At 64.8% G+C, this 20,340-nt stretch carries 24 protein-coding genes and 1 tRNA gene; 11 read left to right on the top strand and 14 right to left on the bottom strand.

The window, feature by feature from the left end; translation table 11 throughout:
- Nucleotides 1-29: 29 nt before the first annotated feature.
- The 6 genes from X265_RS32345 to X265_RS32320 form a co-directional block, all read right to left on the bottom strand.
- Nucleotides 30-1,007 (bottom strand): patatin-like phospholipase family protein, encoded by a 978-nt coding sequence (locus X265_RS32345; protein ID WP_128968499.1) that lies wholly within the window; start codon nucleotides 1,005-1,007, stop codon nucleotides 30-32.
- A 58-nt stretch (nucleotides 1,008-1,065) separates the two neighbouring features.
- Entirely contained in the window at nucleotides 1,066-1,302 is a 237-nt protein-coding gene (locus tag X265_RS32340) for a DUF3551 domain-containing protein (protein WP_128968498.1), read from the bottom strand.
- A 162-nt stretch (nucleotides 1,303-1,464) separates the two neighbouring features.
- Nucleotides 1,465-2,442, bottom strand: a complete 978-nt coding sequence (locus X265_RS32335) for a Bug family tripartite tricarboxylate transporter substrate binding protein (protein WP_128968497.1) — start codon at nucleotides 2,440-2,442, stop codon at nucleotides 1,465-1,467.
- A gap of 22 nt (nucleotides 2,443-2,464) precedes the next feature.
- On the bottom strand, nucleotides 2,465-3,247 hold the full coding sequence (gene hisN / locus X265_RS32330) for a histidinol-phosphatase (protein ID WP_128968496.1): 783 nt from the start codon (nucleotides 3,245-3,247) through the stop codon (nucleotides 2,465-2,467).
- A 219-nt stretch (nucleotides 3,248-3,466) separates the two neighbouring features.
- Nucleotides 3,467-3,664, bottom strand: coding sequence for a hypothetical protein (locus X265_RS32325; RefSeq protein ID WP_128968495.1), 198 nt, complete (start codon nucleotides 3,662-3,664; stop codon nucleotides 3,467-3,469).
- A 131-nt stretch (nucleotides 3,665-3,795) separates the two neighbouring features.
- A complete protein-coding gene (locus X265_RS32320) occupies nucleotides 3,796-4,686 on the bottom strand; it encodes an N-formylglutamate amidohydrolase (protein WP_128968494.1) in 891 nt (296 codons plus the stop codon).
- 354 nt (nucleotides 4,687-5,040) lie between these two features.
- Between X265_RS32320 and cpdR the strand changes: the two genes are divergently transcribed.
- Entirely contained in the window at nucleotides 5,041-5,400 is a 360-nt protein-coding gene (gene cpdR / locus X265_RS32310; RefSeq protein ID WP_028179810.1) for a cell cycle two-component system response regulator CpdR, read from the top strand.
- Between the two features lie 75 nt (nucleotides 5,401-5,475).
- A tRNA-Val gene (locus X265_RS32305) sits at nucleotides 5,476-5,550 on the top strand.
- Between the two features lie 92 nt (nucleotides 5,551-5,642).
- Here the strand turns inward: X265_RS32305 and X265_RS32300 are convergent.
- Complete coding sequence (locus tag X265_RS32300) at nucleotides 5,643-6,146, bottom strand: winged helix-turn-helix transcriptional regulator (protein ID WP_128968493.1); 504 nt, start codon at nucleotides 6,144-6,146, stop codon at nucleotides 5,643-5,645.
- 250 nt (nucleotides 6,147-6,396) lie between these two features.
- Between X265_RS32300 and X265_RS32295 the strand changes: the two genes are divergently transcribed.
- The 3 genes from X265_RS32295 (at nucleotide 6,397) to X265_RS32285 (ending at nucleotide 8,057) form a co-directional block, all read left to right on the top strand.
- A complete protein-coding gene (locus tag X265_RS32295) occupies nucleotides 6,397-7,134 on the top strand; it encodes an SDR family oxidoreductase (protein WP_128968492.1) in 738 nt (245 codons plus the stop codon).
- A 120-nt stretch (nucleotides 7,135-7,254) separates the two neighbouring features.
- A complete protein-coding gene (locus tag X265_RS32290) occupies nucleotides 7,255-7,470 on the top strand; it encodes a hypervirulence associated TUDOR domain-containing protein (protein WP_128968491.1) in 216 nt (71 codons plus the stop codon).
- A gap of 29 nt (nucleotides 7,471-7,499) precedes the next feature.
- Entirely contained in the window at nucleotides 7,500-8,057 is a 558-nt protein-coding gene (locus X265_RS32285; protein WP_128968490.1) for a DUF488 domain-containing protein, read from the top strand.
- A 38-nt stretch (nucleotides 8,058-8,095) separates the two neighbouring features.
- On the opposite strand, the gene X265_RS32280 is transcribed toward X265_RS32285, so the two are convergent.
- Nucleotides 8,096-9,379, bottom strand: a complete 1,284-nt coding sequence (locus tag X265_RS32280) for a heme-binding protein (RefSeq protein ID WP_128968489.1) — start codon at nucleotides 9,377-9,379, stop codon at nucleotides 8,096-8,098.
- Nucleotides 9,380-9,654: 275 nt separating this feature from the next.
- Here X265_RS32280 and X265_RS32275 point away from each other — a divergent pair, with 275 nt between their 5' ends.
- Both X265_RS32275 and X265_RS32270 read left to right on the top strand, forming a co-directional pair.
- Complete coding sequence (locus X265_RS32275; protein ID WP_128968488.1) at nucleotides 9,655-10,143, top strand: L-2-amino-thiazoline-4-carboxylic acid hydrolase; 489 nt, start codon at nucleotides 9,655-9,657, stop codon at nucleotides 10,141-10,143.
- The gene (locus X265_RS32270; protein WP_128968487.1) at nucleotides 10,140-10,385 is read left to right on the top strand and encodes a hypothetical protein; all 246 of its coding nucleotides are present in this window, start codon (nucleotides 10,140-10,142) and stop codon (nucleotides 10,383-10,385) included. Before X265_RS32275 ends, X265_RS32270 begins: the two co-directional genes overlap by 4 nt.
- An 8-nt stretch (nucleotides 10,386-10,393) precedes the next feature.
- Here the strand turns inward: X265_RS32270 and X265_RS32265 are convergent, their stop codons facing one another.
- From X265_RS32265 to X265_RS32255, 3 genes are read right to left on the bottom strand one after another with little or no spacing between them, the layout of a single operon-like run.
- The gene (locus X265_RS32265) at nucleotides 10,394-10,849 is read right to left on the bottom strand and encodes an NUDIX hydrolase (RefSeq protein WP_128968486.1); all 456 of its coding nucleotides are present in this window, start codon (nucleotides 10,847-10,849) and stop codon (nucleotides 10,394-10,396) included.
- A 48-nt stretch (nucleotides 10,850-10,897) separates the two neighbouring features.
- Entirely contained in the window at nucleotides 10,898-11,482 is a 585-nt protein-coding gene (locus X265_RS32260; protein ID WP_128968485.1) for a UbiX family flavin prenyltransferase, read from the bottom strand.
- On the bottom strand, nucleotides 11,479-12,996 hold the full coding sequence (locus X265_RS32255) for a UbiD family decarboxylase (RefSeq protein ID WP_128968484.1): 1,518 nt from the start codon (nucleotides 12,994-12,996) through the stop codon (nucleotides 11,479-11,481). Before X265_RS32255 ends, X265_RS32260 begins: the two co-directional genes overlap by 4 nt.
- Before the next feature lie 141 nt (nucleotides 12,997-13,137).
- Between X265_RS32255 and ubiT the strand changes: the two genes are divergently transcribed.
- The 3 genes from ubiT to ubiV are packed head-to-tail and all read left to right on the top strand — an operon-like array spanning nucleotide 13,138 to nucleotide 15,539.
- The gene (gene ubiT, locus X265_RS32250) at nucleotides 13,138-13,641 is read left to right on the top strand and encodes a ubiquinone anaerobic biosynthesis accessory factor UbiT (protein ID WP_244659341.1); all 504 of its coding nucleotides are present in this window, start codon (nucleotides 13,138-13,140) and stop codon (nucleotides 13,639-13,641) included.
- Entirely contained in the window at nucleotides 13,641-14,618 is a 978-nt protein-coding gene (ubiU, locus tag X265_RS32245) for a ubiquinone anaerobic biosynthesis protein UbiU (protein ID WP_164939069.1), read from the top strand. Before ubiT ends, ubiU begins: the two co-directional genes overlap by 1 nt.
- Before the next feature lie 30 nt (nucleotides 14,619-14,648).
- Nucleotides 14,649-15,539 carry a ubiquinone anaerobic biosynthesis protein UbiV gene (ubiV, locus tag X265_RS32240; RefSeq protein ID WP_164938900.1) on the top strand — a complete coding sequence of 297 codons (891 nt, stop codon included), beginning with the start codon at nucleotides 14,649-14,651 and terminating at the stop codon, nucleotides 15,537-15,539.
- A gap of 6 nt (nucleotides 15,540-15,545) precedes the next feature.
- Here the strand turns inward: ubiV and X265_RS32235 are convergent, their stop codons facing one another.
- Entirely contained in the window at nucleotides 15,546-16,637 is a 1,092-nt protein-coding gene (locus X265_RS32235) for an enolase C-terminal domain-like protein (RefSeq protein WP_128968480.1), read from the bottom strand.
- 191 nt (nucleotides 16,638-16,828) lie between these two features.
- Here X265_RS32235 and X265_RS32230 point away from each other — a divergent pair, with 191 nt between their 5' ends.
- Nucleotides 16,829-18,391, top strand: coding sequence for an adenylate/guanylate cyclase domain-containing protein (locus X265_RS32230; protein ID WP_128968479.1), 1,563 nt, complete (start codon nucleotides 16,829-16,831; stop codon nucleotides 18,389-18,391).
- Between the two features lie 234 nt (nucleotides 18,392-18,625).
- On the opposite strand, the gene X265_RS32225 is transcribed toward X265_RS32230, so the two are convergent.
- Both X265_RS32225 and X265_RS32220 read right to left on the bottom strand, forming a co-directional pair.
- The gene (locus X265_RS32225; RefSeq protein ID WP_128969489.1) at nucleotides 18,626-19,558 is read right to left on the bottom strand and encodes an alpha/beta hydrolase; all 933 of its coding nucleotides are present in this window, start codon (nucleotides 19,556-19,558) and stop codon (nucleotides 18,626-18,628) included.
- 201 nt (nucleotides 19,559-19,759) lie between these two features.
- Nucleotides 19,760-20,329, bottom strand: coding sequence for an alpha-ketoglutarate-dependent dioxygenase AlkB (locus X265_RS32220; protein ID WP_128969488.1), 570 nt, complete (start codon nucleotides 20,327-20,329; stop codon nucleotides 19,760-19,762).
- Nucleotides 20,330-20,340: the final 11 nt, after the last annotated feature.

Raw genomic sequence — 20,340 nt, 5'->3', positions numbered from 1 at the left:
ACCGGGTTGCTTGGCGCCCCCGGCGAAATTCATCGCCGGCGGACGCTGCAGATTTCGTTTCGGATCGGGGCCGTCGTCGCCGCATGCCGCATGTCTAGAAGGCCGGCTCGCCATCGCTGGGCCATCGCCGTTGCCGAGAGGTCGAAGGATTTTTCAGGCCCCGCTTCCTCGGGGCCTGGACGGTAGCTCAGGAGATAGGCGAGGTCGTCGCGCTCCAGCTCTTGCAACTCGGCGCGTAGCTTGCGGGCTTCCAAGGCAAGGCGGAGCCGCTGAAAGGTCTGGTTGCCGAACGTCAGATCGCTCTTCCGCTCCGCCGCGGCTTCGAGGCCGTCAGGGACTTTCCCGTCACGGGCAAACAGGTCGATGACATAGAGGCGCAACGGGCCCGGGGTCTCCAGGATGGGATCGAATGGCGCGTTCAGGGAGAATCCGCCATCGCTGAGCCATCTGCCGGCAATCTCTACCGGTGCGAATTCGGGCAGGAAGCCGCAACTGGCCAGAATGTGATCCATCTCGATCTGCACTGAAGTGGAGTCGAACAGGACAGGGTCGCCGCTCTCGAGATCGGTGGCGCAGATGGTGATGCGGGGATCGCCGCTGTTGAGGCGCCCAAAATCGATCAAGCGCATCAGGCGTTCGCGCGTCGGGCCGAGATCGTAGAGGCCGCCGAAGTGAGATGTCGGCATCGGCAGGCGGGGATGAAAGAAACCGGCCTGGCCGAACAGGCGGGTATTGATCGCGTTGAGCCACGCGTACGGATGTCGGCTGACATTCGGCGCTTGCGACGGTCCGTTTGCGGCATGCCAATAGCTGCGCAAATTCTGCAGTCGATCGGCACCGGGGCTTCCGGCGATCAGTGCCGCCGTGATCGCGCCCGCCGATGAGCCGGTGACCCAGTCGAGCGGCAGCGAGAGGCCGGCGAACGCTTCGAAGGCTCCGCCGTGGTAGGCGCCAAGCCCGAGGCCGCCGGCGAAGACGATTGCGGTGAGCGGTTGGTCCGGGGCCATGGCGCGGCTCGGCTCGGCGGGGTAGTTCAATCAGGATAAGCCGACCCCTCGCCCTCGCTCACCGATATCCGCGATAGCGGCGTGCAAAGGCGTAGCGCGGATTGATGCCGCAATAGGCTTGCGTGCCCGATGCGCTCGCCATGCATTGCGCGTAACTGGCGAATTGGCAGTTGCCGGGATAGCCCCAGATGCGGCCTTGAAGGCAATAGCGGTCTTGGGCGACGGCGGAAGTCGAGGCGCCGAAGCTTGCCAGGATGGTGAGGGCCGCGGCTGCCGTGAGCAATCTGAGTTTCATGCAAATCTCCAATTTCAAGATTGAACGTCGCGCATGCACCGGCGTTCCAAAGTGCCCGGCACAGCACGCATGCTCGGATTTGAAGCAAGGCCTTACCCTGTGTGAAGCCGCGGTGGGGATGTTGCTGAAGCTTCGCAGCCTCGCCTTCCTCGGCCTCGACCGCTAGTTCGCCGTCTCGACCCCGGCGTCCTTGATCACCTTCGCCCATTTGGCGGTCTCGTCCGCAATGAATGAGCGAAAATGCTCGGGTCCGTCGCCAACCAGCGTTGCGCCTTGCTGGGCGAGCTTCTCCTTCACCGCGGGATCCGCCATGGCCTTGGTCGCGAGGTCATGCAGCGCGGTGACGATCTCCTTCGGTGTGCCCTTGGGGGCGACCATGCCGTACCAGTTCTCGATGCGCAGATCGGGAAAGCCCGCTTCCTTCGTGGTCGGCACATCGGGTGCGGTGGGGGCGCGCTCCACCGATCCCACCGCGATCGGCCTCAAGGCGCCGGCCTTGACTTGCGGCAGCAGCACCGGGAGATCGAGGAACGTCATCTGCACCTGCTGGCCCAACAGATCGTTCACGGCGGGAGCGGCGCCGCGATAGGGCACGTGCACGATGTCGATCTTGGCCGTCAGCTTGAACAACTCACCCGCCAAGTGCGGCAGGCTGCCGGGCCCTGAAGAGGCGAAGTTGAGCTTTCCGGGTTGCGCCTCGGCGAGCGCAATCAATTCGCCGATGTCCTTGGCCGGCACGTTGGTCGCCACGACGAGCATTTCCGGCACGGTTGCGACCAGCGTCACCGGCGCGAGGTCGGCAAGAGTGTCGTAGGCGACCTTCTCCATGCTCGGGCTGATTGCGAGCGCCCCGGCCGAAGAGATGGCGATGGTGTAGCCGTCTGGCGCGCTCTTTGCGACCGCATCGGTTCCGAGCACGCCGCCCTGGCCACCGCGATTGTCGATCAGCACCGGCTGCCCCGCCAGTTCCGACATGCGCTGGCCGATGACGCGGGCGATGATGTCGTTGGGACCGCCGGCCGGGAACGGCACGATCAGCTTGATCGGCTTTGCCGGAAAATTCTGGGCTGATGCCACGCACGGCAGCAGCAGCAACAATCCCAGGAACGATGTAGCGAGCAGCCTGCGTGAGAAGATCATGCAAGCCTCCCGCTCGCCTTCGCTATTGGTTCAGCAGCTTCAGTGCTTCTTCATGAACCCTGGCGTCGCCGGCGGCGACGATGCGGCCGCCGCCCTGCGCCGGCTTGCCTTCCCAGGTGGTGACGATGCCGCCGGCACCGGTCACGATCGGGATCAGCGCCGCGATATCATAGGGCTTCAGCTCGGTCTCGACCACGAGGTCGACGTGGCCGGCCGCCAGCATGCAATAGGAATAGCAATCGCCGCCATAGCGCGACAATCGTGCGCCCTGCTCGATGCGGCCGAAAACGGCGCGATCGTGCTCGTTCATCAGCAGCGGCGAGGTGGTGTAGGTCGTCGCCTCCGACAGCGAGGCGCAGCGGCGGACCTGAAGCCGGCGCTCACTGGTCGGGCCTTTGTAGGTGGCCGACCCGTTGTCGCCGGAAAAGCGTTCGCCGATGAAGGGCTGGTGCATCATGCCGTAGACCGGCGTGCCCTTGTGCAGGAGCGCGATCAGCGTGCCCCAGATCGGAAAGCCGCCGATGAACGACTTTGTGCCGTCGATGGGGTCGAGCACCCAGACGTAGTCGGCGTCCTCGCGCTCATTGCCGAATTCCTCGCCGACGATGCCGTGCTGAGGGAAACTGGCCTTGATCAGCCGCCGCATCACCGCCTCGGCGGCCCGGTCGGCCTCCGTGACCGGATCGAAATCCTTGGTCTTGCTCTTGTCGTCGATGGACAGGGAGGTGCGGAAGAACGGCAGGATGGTTTCGCCGGAGGCGGTCGCAAGCCGTCCGATGAAGGCTGAGAAGTCGATCACCGTCACGGCGCATCCTCAAAACGAAAGTCGGGTGAAGCTCGCATCTAGCTAGCTCAATTCGGCTCTCGCGGGCAGCGCTGTCTTGATTTGCACCCTGGTATTTTGGATGCGGAGACCGATTGCCCCGACCGCACTCCATGCGAGCCATATGCTGGCCAAATATCGATCACGGTGTTGAGAACTTAGTTCCCTATATGCCTTGTTCGTATGCAAATGACTATCAAGCTATTGAATTTCCTTATCAAAGAAGCTGAATCTGGATTTCGCTGGAAGCAATTGAGCCATGTCTTTTTGCATGGGAATCGGCTCAAAAGCCCTTGCACTTTGTGCGGCGCGGCCGCATATTGTTGCGGTGCGGTAGCGCTTGGCGTTACCGCTGCCCTCCTTGGGCGTTTCCTCCCTAGACTTGGGCCGCTTCTTCATCAGAAGCGGCCCTTTTTTCTTGGGGTCTCTGTTTTTTCTTGGGGGCTCTGTTTCGGTTTCGCGCTCATGTCTACGGAAAGCGAAAGCGCGCCCGCGCCGGATGCGGCCCCGACCAGTTGAAAGAAGTTCGTCTATTCCGCCGCGGCCTGGAACGGGCCGAGATCGCCGAACGGGATCGTGGTCGCCAGCACATCGGCAAGGATGCCGAAGTCGCTCGCCACTTGCGCAAAGCGCGGGCCGCGCTCGCGCCGCCGTTCGTCCATGTAGATGGCGCGGTTGAGTTCAAGCTGCACGGCGTGCAGCCCGCTCGCCGGGTTGCCGTAATGCTCGGTGATGAAGCCGCCGGCATAGGGCTTGTTGCGGCCGATCGAATAGCCGAGCCCGGTCATGGTTTCCTCGACCCGGTCGGGCAGCAGCGGTGTGCAGCTCGTGCCGTAACGATCGCCGATCACGATGTCGGGCCGGCGCGGCTCATCCCTGCTGACGCCGACCGACGGCATCGAATGGCAGTCGACCAGCACCACGGTGCCGAACATCTGATGCACCTTGTTGATCAGCCGGCGCAGCGCGCGATGATAGGGCTTGTACAGCGTCTCGATCCGCGCCAGCGCTTCGTCGACCAGGAGGCGGTCGCGATAGATCTCCTGGCCGTCGCCGACCACGCGCGGAATGGTGCCTAATCCCCCCGCGACCCGCATCGAGCGGGTGTTGGCGAAGCTCGGCAGGCGTCCGGTGAACATCCGGGGGTCGAGCTCATACGGTTCGCGGTTGACGTCGACAAAGGAGCGGGGAAAGTTGACCCGCACGGTTGGAAAGCCGCGCGCGCTGAGATGGCCGATCAGCTCGTCCATGAAGGAATCTTCGGAGCGCCGGAGTTGCGGCAGGTCGATCCGCGATGCCGCGAGGAATTCGTCCGGATAGGTCGAGCCGGAATGGGGCGAGTTGAAGATAACAGGCGCGCGCCACTCGGCGGGCTCCACGATCTCGAAGGCTGGCGACACCTCGCCGTCAAACCGGGTCATCTTCTCAGGCTTTGTCCCTTGTTCTCAGGCTTCGTCCCTTCACGCCGCAAGCTCTGATCCGGCAAAGCTCCGGATCGAACTGATTCGGCCGATCGAGCGGCTCTTATGTGTCGTCATTGTCCGGAATCGCAACCATTCTGCCAAGCGAAAAGATGTGATGGGCGCTGGAACATGTCTTAACTGTGCGGGCAGGCAGGCGGGGATCGGCCGCTGCGGCGGAATTGATTCACGGCTCATTCCGGTTCACAACACCCCTCGCAGCACGAGCCCGAGGGTTAAGATTTTCACCCCAAATTTACCCTCTGTCGGGCTTAGTGGCCTCTGCATATCCTCTGGGGATTCGACGTTCCTGCCATGGCAAAAATCCTGCTCGCCGAAGACGACAACGACATGCGCCGTTTCCTGGTCAAGGCGCTGGAAAACGCCGGTTTTCAGGTCTCGTCCCATGACAACGGCATGGCCGCCTATCAGCGCCTCCGGGAAGAGCCGTTCGAGATGCTGCTGACCGACATCGTGATGCCGGAGATGGACGGCATCGAGCTCGCCCGCCGGGCCTCGGAACTCGATCCTGATATCAAGATCATGTTCATCACCGGCTTCGCCGCGGTCGCCCTGAATTCGGATTCGGACGCCCCCAAGAACGCCAAGGTGCTGTCGAAGCCCGTTCACCTGCGCGAATTGGTGAGCGAAGTGAACAAGATGCTGGCGGCCTAAATCGGCCTTGTTCCGTCCTTGCGCACGCTCCCTTGAGCCGTTATAGGGACCCCACCCGACGCAAGTGGACTTTTAGGGCACGTAGCTCAGCGGGAGAGCACTACCTTGACATGGTAGGGGTCACAGGTTCGATCCCTGTCGTGCCCACCACCTTCTTCAACGACTTGGGCGCCTCGCGCCTGCGGCCCGAGGGTGGTTTCCACGAGACTTCCAGGCGAGCTGAAGCTGCGCCAACCCAATCCTCAAGCGGCGCGAGAGCGTGCCTTGGTCTTTGAGGCCGCGTGCGCCTGAGTGCCGCGGGCGCCCGGGCCCGGATGCGTGTGAACCTCCTTGGCCGACAGCGGCTCGCCGCACTCCGAGCACACCATCACCGGATCGAAGTCCTTGCCGCATTTGCGATGCTGGTGCAGCAGCGGCCTGCCGCGCTCGTCGCCCATGTGGATATCGCCCCAATGCACGATCGCCATCATGATCGGATATAGATCCAGCCCCTTTTGGGTCAGGATGTATTCGTGGCGCCTGGGCGAGTCCTGGTAGGGAATCCGCCGCAAGATTCCCTGCCGCACCAGCTTCTTCAGCCGTTCGGCCAGCAGGTGGCGGGTGATTCCGAGTGCCGACTGGAAGCCCTCGAACCGGCGGGTACGCAGGAAGCACTCACGCAAGATCAGAAGCGTCCAGCGATCGCCGATCACGGCGATGGTCCGGGCCATCGAACAAGGCTCTTCCTCGAGTTCTTTCCACTTCATTCACGCACTCCGGCGCCCCGCATGCGCGCCTCGATTCGACCGCGAAGCCAGAGCGGCCCTTGGGTTCATTCTAAATAGATACTGACTTCCAAACAATAGGTGCCTCGAGCTCTCATAACTACGCAAAGTCGGCCATAAATTGACAGTTCTATTTTAGAACTATAAGCTTGGTGCCAACGCTGGCGCCGCAACGCCGGTCCCCGCAATGCAGCTTTAGAAGATCGAACCGACCTCAACCGGGAGACGACCCGTGCAAAAGAGAAACGCAACCGTCGCAGTGATCGGAGCCGGCGACTATATCGGCGCCGAGATCGCCAAGAAGTTTGCCGCGGAGGGCTTCACGGTGTTCGCCGGCCGGCGCAATGGCGACAAGCTGGCGCCGCTCGTCGAGGAGATCGAGGCGGCGGGAGGTGAGATCCACGCCCGCTCGCTCGATGCGCGCAAGGAGGAGGAGGTCATCTCTTTCCTCAATGAGGCCGACAGGCACGCGCCGCTCGAAATCTGCATCTTCAACGTCGGCGCCAACGTCAACTTTCCGATCCTCGATACGACCGAGCGCGTTTTCCGCAAGGTCTGGGAGATGGCCTGTTATTCCGGCTTTCTGGCCGGGCGCGAAGCGGCGCGGCTGATGCTGCCGCGCGGCAAGGGCAACATCTTCTTCACCGGTGCGACCGCGTCCTTGCGCGGCGGGAGCGGTTATGCCGCCTTCGCCAGTGCCAAGTTCGGCCTTCGCGCTGTCGCTCAGGCTATGGCGCGCGAGCTGGGTCCGAAGAACATTCACGTGGCGCATCTCATCATCGATTCCGGCGTCGACACCGAGTGGGTGCGCCAGCGGCGCCTCGAAGCTCTCGGTCCGAACGCGCTCGACAATCCCGACCTGCTGATGCCGCCGTCCTCCGTCGCGGAATCCTATTGGCAGCTCTACCAGCAGCCGCGCAGCGCCTGGACCTTCGAGCTGGAGATCCGCCCCTTCGGCGAGAAGTGGTAGCGGTGACGGAGCTCAATCTTTCCAGCGAGGACGCTGCATTCGCGGCGGGGTGCGAGGCGTAGAAACCCGTCCGGCTCCGGTCCCCTGGAACACACCCTGGCGCTCCGGCATTGTTCCTCCATGCCGAAATCCTTCAAACGCGGCGATCACGTCAGCTGGAATTCCGAGGCCGGGCGCGTGCGCGGCCATATCCTGCGCGTCCACACCAAAGACGTCGACTACAAGGGCTACACGCACCACGCCTCGCCGGACGATCCTCAATACGAGATCAAGAGCGACAAGACCGATCACGTCGCCCTGCACAAGGGCAGGGCGTTGCGGCGGCTCAAGAGCTGAGCGGCGCAAGCGAGCTGACGAGGCGCCCCATGGCTCATCCCTTTTTCACGATCGGCCACGCGACACGCTCGATCGACGAATTCGTCGAGCTGTTGCGAGGCAGCTCGGTCACCTTCGTGGCCGATGTTCGCACCGTGCCCCGCTCGCGCACCAACCCGCAGTATAATCGCGAGACCTTGCCGCGATCGCTTGCGTCCGTTGCGATCGGCTATGAGCACCTCGCTTCGCTCGGCGGGCTGCGCAGCCGCAAGCGAGAGGTGCCGCGCGAGACCAACGCCTTCTGGCAGAACGACAGCTTCCACAATTACGCCGACCACGCCATGGGCGCGGCGTTTCACGACGGCCTCGCGCATTTGCGCGACCTCGGACAGGCGCAACGCTGCGCCATCATGTGCGCGGAGACCTTGTGGTGGCGATGTCACCGGCGGATCATCACCGATTATCTGCTCGCGGCCGGTGAGACCGTGTTTCACATTCTCGGGCCGGGACAGGTGAACGAGGCCAAAATCAACCCGGCCGCGCACATCCTGCCCGACGGCCGGCTTGATTACCCCGCGCAGGCGCCATCAACCGCGAGCGGCGCCTGACCGGATGCGGGCCGCGCCTTGCGCTCACTTATCCACGCTCACGTCAGCGGCAGCAGATGCTCCGGGATCGGCACCGGCGCGGCAGGCACCAGCGAGGCGACGGAAACGTGCGGCCAGCTCAGGCCGTTGAAATCCAGCATCACCTTTTGCGAGTATTGGATCTGCGTCGTCGCCACCCGCACGCGGCCGCCGGCAAAGGCCTTGTTCGGCACGAACGGAAGTGTGACGACGAAGCTCGGCACCAGCGGCACCGTGCCCTTTTGCAAGGGCTGGAGGATGATCGGCGGCTCGCCCGACGCGATGCGCGGCACGTCGATGTCGTAGATCACGGTCTCGATCCAGAACACCGCGTCCATCTGGAAGGCGTTGGCGTTGGCACCGTTGCCGCCCGGTGGCGGCACCGGCACGCCCTGGAGGAATGCGATGTTCGCGGTGCCGCCGGCGAAGTTTGGCGCCTGCGGATGCGGTCCCGCCGAAGCGACGGCCGGCAAGGGGCCGCCCGATAGCGGCGAGCCGGGTCTGGTCGAGGTCTCGATGACGATGGTCTGGCTGATGGTTTGATGCGCGATCTGGTTGCGCAGCACGGTGTTCGGATCGGTGATCATGGCCTGGGTGAGCTTGCCGGCGGCGATCAGCGTGGTGAGATCCTGCGGCAGCCTGCGTGTCGTCTGGTCGGCCGCGGTCTGGTTCTGGAACGTGATCTTGTTGGCGGGATTGCCGCCAAGGAACGGCGTGATGTCGATTGCTGCGATGGTCGGCTTGCCGGCGACGGCCGGGAGCGCGGTGCCTTGCGCGGTGATCGTCGTGCCGTGCGGGATCGAGGCCATGCGCGCAACGGTGAACGGCTCGTGCGGATTGGTGGTGGGCGGCACCGCGAGCCAGATGCCGGGCTCGAAATGAATGCCGACCGGTGTTCCCGTGGTCACGTCGTTGATGGTCTGGAGATACGGCACGCCGTTCAGGAAAGCATCGGTCTGCGGCCCCGAGCCGCGATTGGGAATCGAGCCGAGACTGTTCGAGAACGACATCGTCTCGTCCGTGAGGTTCAACTCCAGCACATTGTCGGGCGGGTCGGTGGTGTTGATCGGCCCCGGCATCTGGGTCGGTGTCGTCGCGCTGTCCGGCCGGAAGATCGTGTTGAATCCCTGCCCCGTGAATGTGCCGGTAAAGGCCGACAGCGGCCCGAGCGTGGGCGGCAGAGTAACAGGTCCGGCGGCGGGCGCGGCGGCGTGCGCGGCTGCCCTGAACACGCTGTCGACCTGGTGAATGGCAAAATTCGCATGCTTGTTGAAAGCGCTGGTGAGCGGCTTGGGTTCGTCCATGGGGCGTTCCTCTCGATGGCTGCAGGCGCGAGGCTGCCGTCGCACCGCCGAACTCGGCAGGACGTCGGAATTTTTCGAAATTGATCGCGATCTCCAGGGGCATGTCCGTCGCAGGGATGGTTCGCCTCCCCCTGCGCGGGGACTCCAACTCAGTGTTCGAGAATGAGATAATCGAGAAATAGGGGGCGTGCGCCCCGTTCGCCTTGGTTACATCTTGATCATGATACAACCTGAGCGAAGCTTCGAGTGTGTTCCATTTCACAGGCGGGCCGCCCATGAGCATATCTGTCATCGAACAGGCAAAGATCCAGGCGCAGGTCCTGGTGCCGCTGGTCAAGGCGCTGCACGCCGAACTCGGCGAGGCGCGTGCAAACGCGCTGGTGCGCAGGACGCTCGGCGATCTCTATCGCCGCTTCGGTGAGGAATTCTGGCACGCCAAGAGCGAGACCAATCTCGCCGCGGCGGTGTCGTCGGCATTCAAGACCTATGCCCGCGATGATGCACTCGCCTATGACGTGATCGATCAGAACCAGGACGTTTTCGCGTTCGACGTGAAGCGCTGCGCCTATGCCGAGTTCTACAAGGCGCTAGGCGAACCGGAGCTTGGCTTTCTCCTGATCTGCACCGCCGATTTCGCCACCGCGCAAGGGTTCGGCCCGGATATCAGCCTCACGCGCACGCAGACCATCATGCAAGGCGCCGATCATTGCGACTTCCGCTACCGGCGCCTTCCGGATGGATCAAACGAAAGAGAGCATGAATGACGCGAACGACCTGTGTTGCCCTGACAGTCATGGCGCTGATGGCATCAGGCGCGGAGGCCGCCATCATCGACTGGCAGGCCGAGCTTCAGCGCTGCCGCGCGCTGCGCGAGACCGTGGCGCCGCTGCTTCAGGCCGGCGAGGGGATATCCGCGGTGGGGCGCTCCAATCGATCCGTCCGTCGCTGCATCTGGATCCAGCGCATGGCCGTGCGCAAGAAAATCCCGGGCGCGGAGCGGTGGTAGCAGGGCTGTCAATTGCGCCTGAGCAACAAGTCCTTCAACCCGGTCGGATAGAGGCGCGGGCCGCCTTCGATGTCGAGATCGGCGAGATCGAACCAGCGGGCGACGATCTCCTCTCCGTTGTCCTCGCGGAAGTCGATGCGGTCCTGGCCGCTGAAGGCGTGTCGTGGAAACGCGATTTCGGCGATGAACATCACTTCGTGTCCGGTCGCCCCCTCGTGGACGAAGATGTTCTCCATCATCAGCGGCGCGCCGATAATGGTGACATCAATGCCCAGCTCTTCATTGAACTCGCGTGCGAGCGCGGCCTGCCAGCTCTCGCCGAACTCGATTTCGCCGCCGAGGGGGCGAACGCCCTTGATCCGCCCCGCATCGTCGCGCACCTCGGCCGCGAGCAGACGCCCGGCGCGCCAGTGCAGGCCGATCGCGACGACCCGGATATGGGAATGAGGGCGCCATGTGGTCATGGCGCATGGTTAGACGTCTTTGGGCCCCGTCGCAATCGCCGCCTCGGCTCAGGTCTCGCCGTGCCATTGCAAGGCCGGTGCGGAGACATCAGGCAGGCCCAGGAGATTGATGGCACGGCAGGCGATCTGGTCGATGACCTCGTTCAGCGATTGCGGCTTCAAATAGAACGCAGGCAGCGGCGGAGCGATGATCGCGCCGATCTCGGTCGCCTGCACCATCGTGCGTAAGTGCCCGAGATGCAGTGGGCTCTCGCGCACCAAAAGCACCAGGCGCCGGCGCTCCTTGAGCTGTACGTCGGCGGCGCGCACCAAGAGATTGTCGAGCTGCCCCCAGGCGATCGCCGACAGCGTGCGGATCGAGCACGGCGCGACGATCATGCCGTCGATCGGAAACGAGCCGCTGGCGATGCAGGCGCCGATGTCCGATGGCGCGTGATCGCGAAAGGCGATGCCGCGCAGCCGCGGTAGTGCATCGGCCCCGATCTCCTCGGTGAGTGTTCGCTCGCCGGCCGGCGAGATCACCAGATGCACCGCGCAAGCCGGATGCTCCGCGAGCCGCTCGACGATGCGCATGCCGATCGCAGCGCCTGAGGCGCCGCTGATGCCGATGATCACGTCGTGCCGCGCGCTCATGCCGGTTCCCGCAGTCCGCTCAGTCCAAGCACAGGCCACATCGCATCGACCCTGGCGATCACGGCCGGATCCATCGCCAGCGGCGCGCCCCAGGCCCGCTCCGTCTCGGGCGGCATCTTCGTGGTGGCATCGATCCCGAGCTTGCCGCCGAGCCCGGATTTCGGCGAGGCGAAGTCGAGATAGTCGATCGGCGTGTCAGTGAGCGTGACGAGATCGCGCGAGCTGTCGCTCCGCGTCGCGACGGCCCACATCACCTCGCGCCAGTCGCGGACGTCGATATCGTCGTCGACCACGATCAGGAACTTTGTATAGTTGAACTGCGGCAGCATGGACCACAGGCCCAGCATCAGGCGCCGTGCCTGGCCGGGATAGCGCTTCTTGATGGATGCGATGGCGACCCGGTAGGAGCATGTCTCCGGCGGCAGCCAGCAATCGGTCACCTCGGGGAATTGCTGCTTGATCAGTGGCACGAACAATTCATTCAGGGCTTCGCCGATCCGCGACGGCTCGTCGGGCGCCCGGCCCGTGAAGGTCGACAGATAGATCGGCTGCTGCCGCGAGGTGATCGCGGTGACCTTGAGCACCGGAAACTCCTCGACCGAATTGTAGTAGCCGGTGTGGTCGCCGTAGGGCCCCTCCGCAGCGGTTTCGGTGGCCGACACAAAACCTTCAATGACGATCTCGGCCGTCGCGGGGACTTCGAGCGGCAAGGTGAGACATGGCGTCAGCTCGGGCCGCTCGCCGCGGAGGATGCCGGCGAAGCGCAGCTCCGAGATGGTCTCGGGCAGCGGCAGCACGGCGGCGAGGATGGTCGCGGGGTCGGCGCCGATCACGATTGCAACCGGCATGTCGCGTCCACGCGCCTTCCATTGCTGATGATGCCGCGCGCCGCCGCGATGCGCGAGCCAGCGGATGATGGCGCGGTCGCGGCCGAGGATCTGCATGCGATAGACGCCGACATTCTCCTCCTGGTCCGATGCCGCCGTGTCAGGAGGGGTGGTGATCACCAGCGGCCAAGTGATCAGCGGCGCGGGCTCGCCCGGCCAGCAGATCTGCGCCGGCAGTCTTGCAAGATCGATGTCCTCGCCCATCACGGCGCGATCCTGCACCGGCGCGGCGGCACGCGATCGTGGCCGGGTCGCGAGCGCGGCGCGCGCCAGCGGCAGCTTGTGCCAGGCGTCGCGAATGCCGTGCGGGGGACGCGGCGCACGCAGCTCGGCCATCATCGTACCGAGTTCGCCGAGCCTGTCGGGCGTGATGCCCATGCCCCATGCGGTCCGCTCAACCGTGCCGAACAGATTGGTCAGCAGCGGCATGCCGGATGGTAGGCCGTCGGCCTTGACCGGCCGCTCGAACAATAGTGCAGGGCCGTTCTCGCCGATGACACGGCGGTGAATCTCCGTGATCTCGTGAACCACGGAGACGGGCTCGCGAATGCGTCGCAACTGGCCCTTGCCTTCAAGGAAACGCACGAAGTCGGACAGATCGCGAAGGCGCGGAACATCACGTTGCAAGCGGAAACTCTCCCGAAAGGACGAAAGCTAGCCGGCGTGATTTTGCTCTTCATTGTTCCCGGTCAAATACATCGGCGCGCAATCGGCTCAGATGATCCCATGAGTCATTCGTCCAGTCATTCGTCCGTCGCGTCCCGCCCCTTGCCGACCATCCCGCCGCTTCTCGCCCTCGCGATCCGTCCTTTGCCGCTGTTGCCGCTGCAACTTGCTCTCAGCGGCTTCCTGCAGAGGATTCTCAGGCGCCACCCCGGCCTGCTCGACAGGCTCGGCGAACATCGGCGCGCGCGGTTCGGGATCAAGCCGGTGGACCTGCCGTTTGCGTTCGTCGTCGAGGCCGCCCCACCGCGGCTTCTGGTGGTGCGCGAGCTGCCGCAAAGTCTCGACGCTCGCATCTCCGCCTCGCTTGCGAATCTGCTTGCCCTGGTCGAGGGCCGGGTGGATGGCGATGCGCTGATGTTCTCGCGTCAGCTCGGAATCGAAGGCGACATGGAGGCGGTGCTCGCCCTGCGCAATGCGATCGACGATGCCGGGCTCGATCTCGCCGGAGAATTGGCCTCCCTGTTCGGTCCGCTGGGTGAGCCGGCGCGGCGCTCGTTCGAGCTCGCGCGGGACAGGCTGACCGGCTCGCCCGGGGTGCAAAGGTGATGGAGCTGATCTGTCCCGCCGGCACGCCGGCTGCACTGCGGAGCGCGATCGAGGCCGGCGCGGATGCCGTCTATTGCGGCTTCAACGACGAGACCAATGCGCGCAATTTTCCCGGGCTGAACTTCAGCCGCGACGAGCTGCGCAAGGGCATCGCGTTCGCCCACGACCGCGGCGCGCGCACCCTCGTCGCCATCAATACGTTTCCGCGCGCCTCGGCTACCGCGCTCTGGCGACGTGCCGTCGATGATGCCGTCGAAGCCGGGGCGGACGCGCTGATCGTCGCCGACATCGGGCTGATGGACTATGTCGCACGACGTCATCCGAACCAGCGGCTCCATGTCTCGGTGCAGGCGGCGGCCGCCAACCCCGATGCCATCGCCTTCTATGTCGAAACCTTCGGTGCGCGCCGCGTCGTGCTGCCGCGCGTGCTCAGTGTCGCGGAGATCGCCGAGATCACCCGCGAGACTGCTTGCGAGACCGAGGTCTTCGTTTTCGGCGGCCTCTGTGTCATGGCGGAAGGGCGCTGCTCGCTGTCGTCCTATGCCACCGGAAAATCGCCGAACATGCAGGGCGTCTGCTCGCCGGCGAGCCACGTCGCCTATGAGGAAACCGCGAAGGGGACGACATCGAGGCTCGGCGGCTTCACCATCAACCGCTTCGCCCGGCGAGAAGCGGCCGGCTATCCGACCCTGTGCAAGGGCCGCTTCTCCACCGCCCTCGGCGATGGCTACATCTTCGAGGATCCGGTCAGTCTCGACGCGACGACGCTGCTTCGCGGTCTGCAAAGCGCCGGCGTCGCCGCGCTGAAGATCGAGGGGCGCCAGCGCGGACGCGCCTATATCGAGAGCGTGGTCCGCCATTTCCGCCGCGCGCTCGATACGCTGGAGGATGGCAGCGAAGCCGATATCGTCAGCCTGAAGCCATTCACCGAAGGCCAGGCCTCCACGCTCGGCGCCTATCGCAAGACATGGCGGTGACCGATGCCGGGTTCGAATGGGAGAAACCCGATGCAGCTTAGTCTCGGGCCGGTCCTCTACAATTGGGCGCCGGAACGCTGGCGCGACTTCTATTTCCGGATCGCCGACGAGGCGCCGATCGACGTCGTGTCGGTGGGCGAGGTCGTGTGCTCGAAACGGGCGCCGTTCTTCGCGGAGCACCTTCCCGATGTGATCGAGCGTCTGCAGCAGGCCGGCAAGCAGGTCCTGCTGGGTTCGCTGATCCTGGTGTCGCTGCGGCGCGAGCGGCGCCAGACCGAGGAGCTCTGTGCAACTGACGGCGCATTGGTCGAGGTGAACGACCTGACCTGTCTTCGGTCGATCAAGGGGCGGCCGCATGCGATCGGCCCTTACGTCAACATCTACAACGAGACCAGCGCCGCCTTTCACGTCCACCAGGGCGCGAGGCGCATCTGTCTGCCGCCCGAGCTGCCGCTCTCGTCGGCGGCGGTGATCGCCACGGCGATCCCCGAGGCTTTGATCGAGGTGTTCGCTTTCGGTCGGGTGCCGCTGGCGATCGCGGGGCGCTGCTATCACGCGCGGCTGCACAAGCTCTCCAAGGACAATTGCCGCTTCGTCTGCGAAAAGGACCCGGACGGGCTCGCGCTGAAGACGCTCGACCAGCAGGATTTCCTGACGATCAACGGCGTCCAGACCCTGTCGCATGCCTGCACCAATCTCATCGGCGACATCGAAGACTTGCGCGAGGCAGGCATCGGCTCGCTGCGCCTGTCGCCGCAGGATTGCGACATGGTCGCAGTCGCCAGGACCTTTCGCGACGTGCTCGACGGGCAGCGATCAGCCGAAGATGCCCGCGGCCGCCTGGCCGAGCTCTATCCCGGAGTCGCCTTTGCCAATGGCTTCCTCCGCGGTCAGGCCGGCTTTTCCTTCGCGCCAGCCTAGCCGCACCTAGCTCACGAGATATTTCTTCACCGCCGCCTCGTCCCAAGCGAGGCCGTTGCCGGGCTCCTCGCCCGGCAGCGCAAAGCCGTCCTTGATCTTCAGCCGGCTCGCCAGCACCGCGTCGGCCCAGTCGACATATTCCAGCCAATGCGCCGATGGCGTCACGCAGAGCAGCTGCGTGCTCACTTCCGAGAACAGATGCGTCGACATCTCGATGCCGGCGGCGTGGGCGAGCGCAGCGGCCCGCAGCCACCCCGTGACGCCGCCGATGCGCTGCACGTCGGGCATCACGTAGTCGCAGGCCTCGGCTGACAGCGCGGCCTGCATCGAAAACGCGCTGTCAAAATTCTCGCCGATCTGGACCGGCGTCCGCAGCGCATCCGCGATCCGGGCGCAGCCGGCATAGTCGTCGTGGCGGATCGGTTCCTCGATCCAGCTCAGGCCTTCATCGTCGAGCATCTCGCCGCGGTGGATCGCCTCGGTCACCGTCAGTGCCTGGTTGTAGTCGCACATCAGCGTCACCTCGTCGCCGACGGCCTTGCGCACCGCCCGGACCACCGCGAGGTCCTCCCTTGCGTCGGGCCGCCCGAGGCGGATCTTGGCGGCGTGAAAACCTTCGGCCAGCAGCTTGTGCGCCTCATCGACAGCCGCGCCCGCCGGCATGATGCCGAGCCCCTTTGAATTGTAGGCCTTGACCGGCTTCGGCGCGCCGCCGAGCAGGCGCGCCAGCGGCAAACCCCGACTGCGGGCCAGCGCGTCCCAGGCCGCCATGTCGATGCCCGATTGCGCCATGCGCTGAAGGCCGGCAAGCCCGAGCAGCGTGAAGTGCCGGGTCAGCTTGCGCTCGACCTCGAACGGCAGCAGTTCGTCGCCGGCGACCAGGTCCGACATCTCCGTGACCATGGCGCTAAGCGGCCTCAGGGCCGACGGCGTGATCGAGAACAGATAGGCGTGGCCGACCGCGCCCTGGTCGGTCTCGCAGTCGATCAGCACCAGCGGCGCCTTGGCGACCGCCCCGGTCGAGGTCAGAAGCGGCAGGTTCAGCGGCACGATCACGGGGCGGGCGTTGAAGCGCCGGATGCGGATGGTCTCGGTCATGGCTCTCGGTCCGGATTATCAATGCTGGTTGATGGCGATCTTGAACATTGGTCATCAAACCAAAAGCGGCTTGCCGCGACCACCATAAAAGGGGGTTGCGCGGGCGCGCGTTTATTGGCTCTGTGCCGGGCGCATACCGTGCCGCAGAATTCCCCGGATTTACGACAAAACGCACAGAACGGAGTCGTCAAGTGAAACAAGAGATCGCCGAGGAGCAGCGCAAGCGCGGCATCCTGACCGGCGCGGTGATCGCCTTCCTCCTGCTCGCGTTGCCGCTCGCCGTCTGGCTTGACTTGACCGAGCTGAGCAAGACGGCGCTGCGCCGGCAGGCCATCGATCTCAATTCCGTCATCACCAGCGTGCGAAGCTATTATGCCTCCAACGTGGTCGGGCGCATCCTTGCCAACCCCGGCGGCACGACCAAGGTCGTGCACAATTACGAAGCCGTTCCCGGCGCGGTCCCGATTCCCGCGACGCTGTCGCTGGAGCTCGGCCGGGTGATCGGCGCCCAGCAGGAGAACATCACCTACCGCTTCGTCTCGGACTTCCCGTTCCAGAACCGCGCTCCGCACCAGCTCGACAAGTTCGAGAAGGAGGCGCTGGCAGCGCTGCGCGCCGATCCCGAGCAGAAGATCGTGGACACCGAGACTTCGCTGTTCTCCGACAAGGTCCGCCTGGTCGCCCCTGTGACGATGGGGCCGGCCTGCGTCAGCTGCCACAACAGCCACCCCGAAAGCCCGAAGAAGGACTGGAAGGTCGGGGATATCAGAGGCATCCAGGAGGTCATCATCGCCCAGCCGATCGCCGCCAACATCTTCTCCTTCAAGTTCCTGCTGGCCTATTTCCTGATCGCCGCCGGCTGCGGCCTGTCGTTCCTCTCGCTGCAGCGCCGCCAGGCCAGCCGCATCAAGGGCATGAACAAGGAGCTCGAATCCGCCAACGACTTCCTGGCCTCGCTCTCGATGAAGATCTCGCGCTACATCCCGCCGCAGGTCTACAAGAGCATCTTCTCCGGCCAGAAGGACGTCACCATCCACACCGAGCGCAAGAAGCTCACGATCTTCTTCTCCGATATCCAGAACTTCACCGCGACCACCGAGCGGCTGCAGCCGGAGTTGCTGACCCAGCTGCTCAACGAATATTTCACCGAGATGTCGGCGATTGCGCATGAGCACGGCGGCACCGTCGACAAGTTCATCGGCGATGCCATGCTGATCTTCTTCGGCGACCCCGAGACCAAGGGCGACCGGGCGGACGCAGAGGCCTGCCTGCGGATGGCCTGGCGCATGCAGCAGCGTCTCACCGAGCTCAATGCGAAATGGCGGGCCTCCGGCATCGAGCAGCCGTTCCGCTCGCGCATGGGCATCAATTCAGGCTATTGCAACGTCGGCAATTTCGGCAGCAGCGACCGCATGGATTACACCATCATCGGCGCGGAAGCGAACCTCGCCGCACGGCTGCAATCGATCGCCGAGCCCGGCGGGATCGTGCTGAGCTACGAGACCTTTGCCCTCGTCAGCGACATCGTCCGCGCGCACGCGCTGCCCGCGATCACCATGAAGGGCATCAGCCGCGAGATCATTCCCTATTCGGTCGATGCGCTGAGCGACGCTGCGTCGGAGCAGAGCGGCGTCATCACCGAGCGCGCGCCGGGGCTCGAGCTCTATCTCGATCCGGCCGTGGTGAAATCGGGTGATGCGGCGCGGGTCCGCTCGCTGCTGGAGAGCGCGCTGGCTTCGCTGAAGCCGGCGTGAGGGGTGCGGCGTTCGGTTGAGAGTCCCTTTGTGGTACCCCTCTCCCTAACCCTCCCCCACAAGGGGGGAGGGAATGCACCTTTCGTGTGGTGACTGACTTTGATTTGATCGCGGGCAAGAGATGAGCCCAAATCAGAGCCCCGAGCATCACTGCGCTCCCTCCCCCCTTGTGGGGGAGGGCGGGGGAGAGGGGTGGCCCAGCAAACGGTGCGAGTGAGCGCCCGCGCCGCCCCGCTACGGCAGCCCCCTTGCCTCCAGCTGATGCACCAATAGCAGCGTCGGCTCGGCGAGGCTGTCGCCGGAGCCGTCGAGCCCAAAGGCCGCCGCGATGCCGTCGTGGCTGCGCAGGATCGTGCTGCGCGGGCAGTGGCCGGCGCCGCAGAGCGTCTTCTGCAGGGTCTCGCCTTGCGCGATCAGCTTCGCCGGATCATTGGCGGCCCAGGCCAGCAGGATCGGCTCTTCGACATTGAGGATGCCGGGAAACACCGACCGCTTGTCGTACAGGCTGGTGTCGGTGCCGAAATAGGCCTTCTCGCTGTCGCTGGCGTCCTTGCCGACGCGATAGATGCCTGAGACCAGCACCACGGCGGCGGCATCAGCGCGGTCGGCCTGCAGCTCGGGATGCGCCAGCAGGCTCGCGACGTGGAAAGCGCCGGCGCCGTAGCCGACCGCGACGATCTCGCGGGCATCGCCGTTGAACAGGTCGATATTGCCGTGGACCCAGGACAATGCCGCCGCCACGTCGGCCGCGCCTTTCGGCCAGGTGGCCGCCGGCGCGAGGCGATAGTTCACGCGCACCCCGATCATGCCATTGCGTGCGGCAAAGCACATCGCCGCGTCCTGGATGTCGCGGGACAGTTCCGGCGCGCCGCGGTCGCCGGTAAACGTGTCGCCCGTCACGAACAGCAGCACCGGTCGCGGCGTGTCCGCCTTGGTGACATCGCTGGTCGCGACGTCGAGCACATTGGCCTCGCTGTCGCCATAGCGCAGGCCCCGCGAGAAGGTGACCTGCTCGCACAGCCGCGCGACGCCGCCGGCGGTGGTGTCGCTATCGGTGAGGCCCGTCAGGACAAGATCGGAAGGAATGGCCGGACGCGCCGGTAGCGGGCCGTGTGCCGAGGCCGCCGTTAAGGTCAGAACAAGGAAAAATGCGAGGCAAATCTTGATCATGGCGGTGCCGGACTTGTGCGCTCCCTATTGGGGCGCTCGCCTTACGAGTTCGTGTTGTTGGTTGATCTTGCGGCGATTTCACGGCACGCTCGCTTCGTCCTTTGCTTCCGTTCAGTTCCGGCTGGAATGCACAATCCGCGCCGTGGCGCGCGGCGGCCGTTCTACTGTGCATGGGGTTGTTTTCGCGTTTTTGGTCCGTCAGGCCTGCTTCATCGTCCGGAACGTGACCGAGTAGCGCCGTGCCTCCACCGGCGGGATGCTGTGCTCCCATTGCGAGCGCGCCTCGCCTTCCATCATGTAGAGCGAGCGGGGCAGGGCCACGAGCGTGTGGCGCTGCCATATCTCGTCATTGCGGCGGCGGAAGCGGAATTTGCAGGGAGAGCCCAGCGAGAGGCCGAGGATCTCCTTGAAGTGCGGTTTGTCGCGGTGCCAGCCGATCCCGACGCCGACGTCGTACTCGGTGCACAGCACCTGCCGCACGCTGCCGTCGGCGAGGCCCGCCCATGCCTCGGCTCGACGCGCGACCGGCCGCACCCAGTCCGGGATCGGCTCGGCCTCGGTCAGCCGCTGCTGCGAATAATCGTATTGGTAGCCGAACCACGCCACCCGGCGGTTGCCCTCGAACGCGCCGAACTGAAAGCGCTGCAGCGGCAATGCTGCGATGCGGCCGATCAGCTCCTGCTCGACAGCGGCGTCGATGAAATTGTCCGTATAGCGCAAGCCCGCCGGCCCCGCCTGCGGTTCGCTGAACAAGCCAAGCTGTGTCATTCCTCGCATTT

Origin of the sequence: Bradyrhizobium guangdongense (assembly GCF_004114975.1) — a bacterium.
GTDB classification, from domain to species: Bacteria; Pseudomonadota; Alphaproteobacteria; order Rhizobiales; family Xanthobacteraceae; genus Bradyrhizobium; species Bradyrhizobium guangdongense.
Note: the sequence above shows the minus strand (reverse complement) of the source record. Positions and strands in the feature narration are given on the sequence as shown.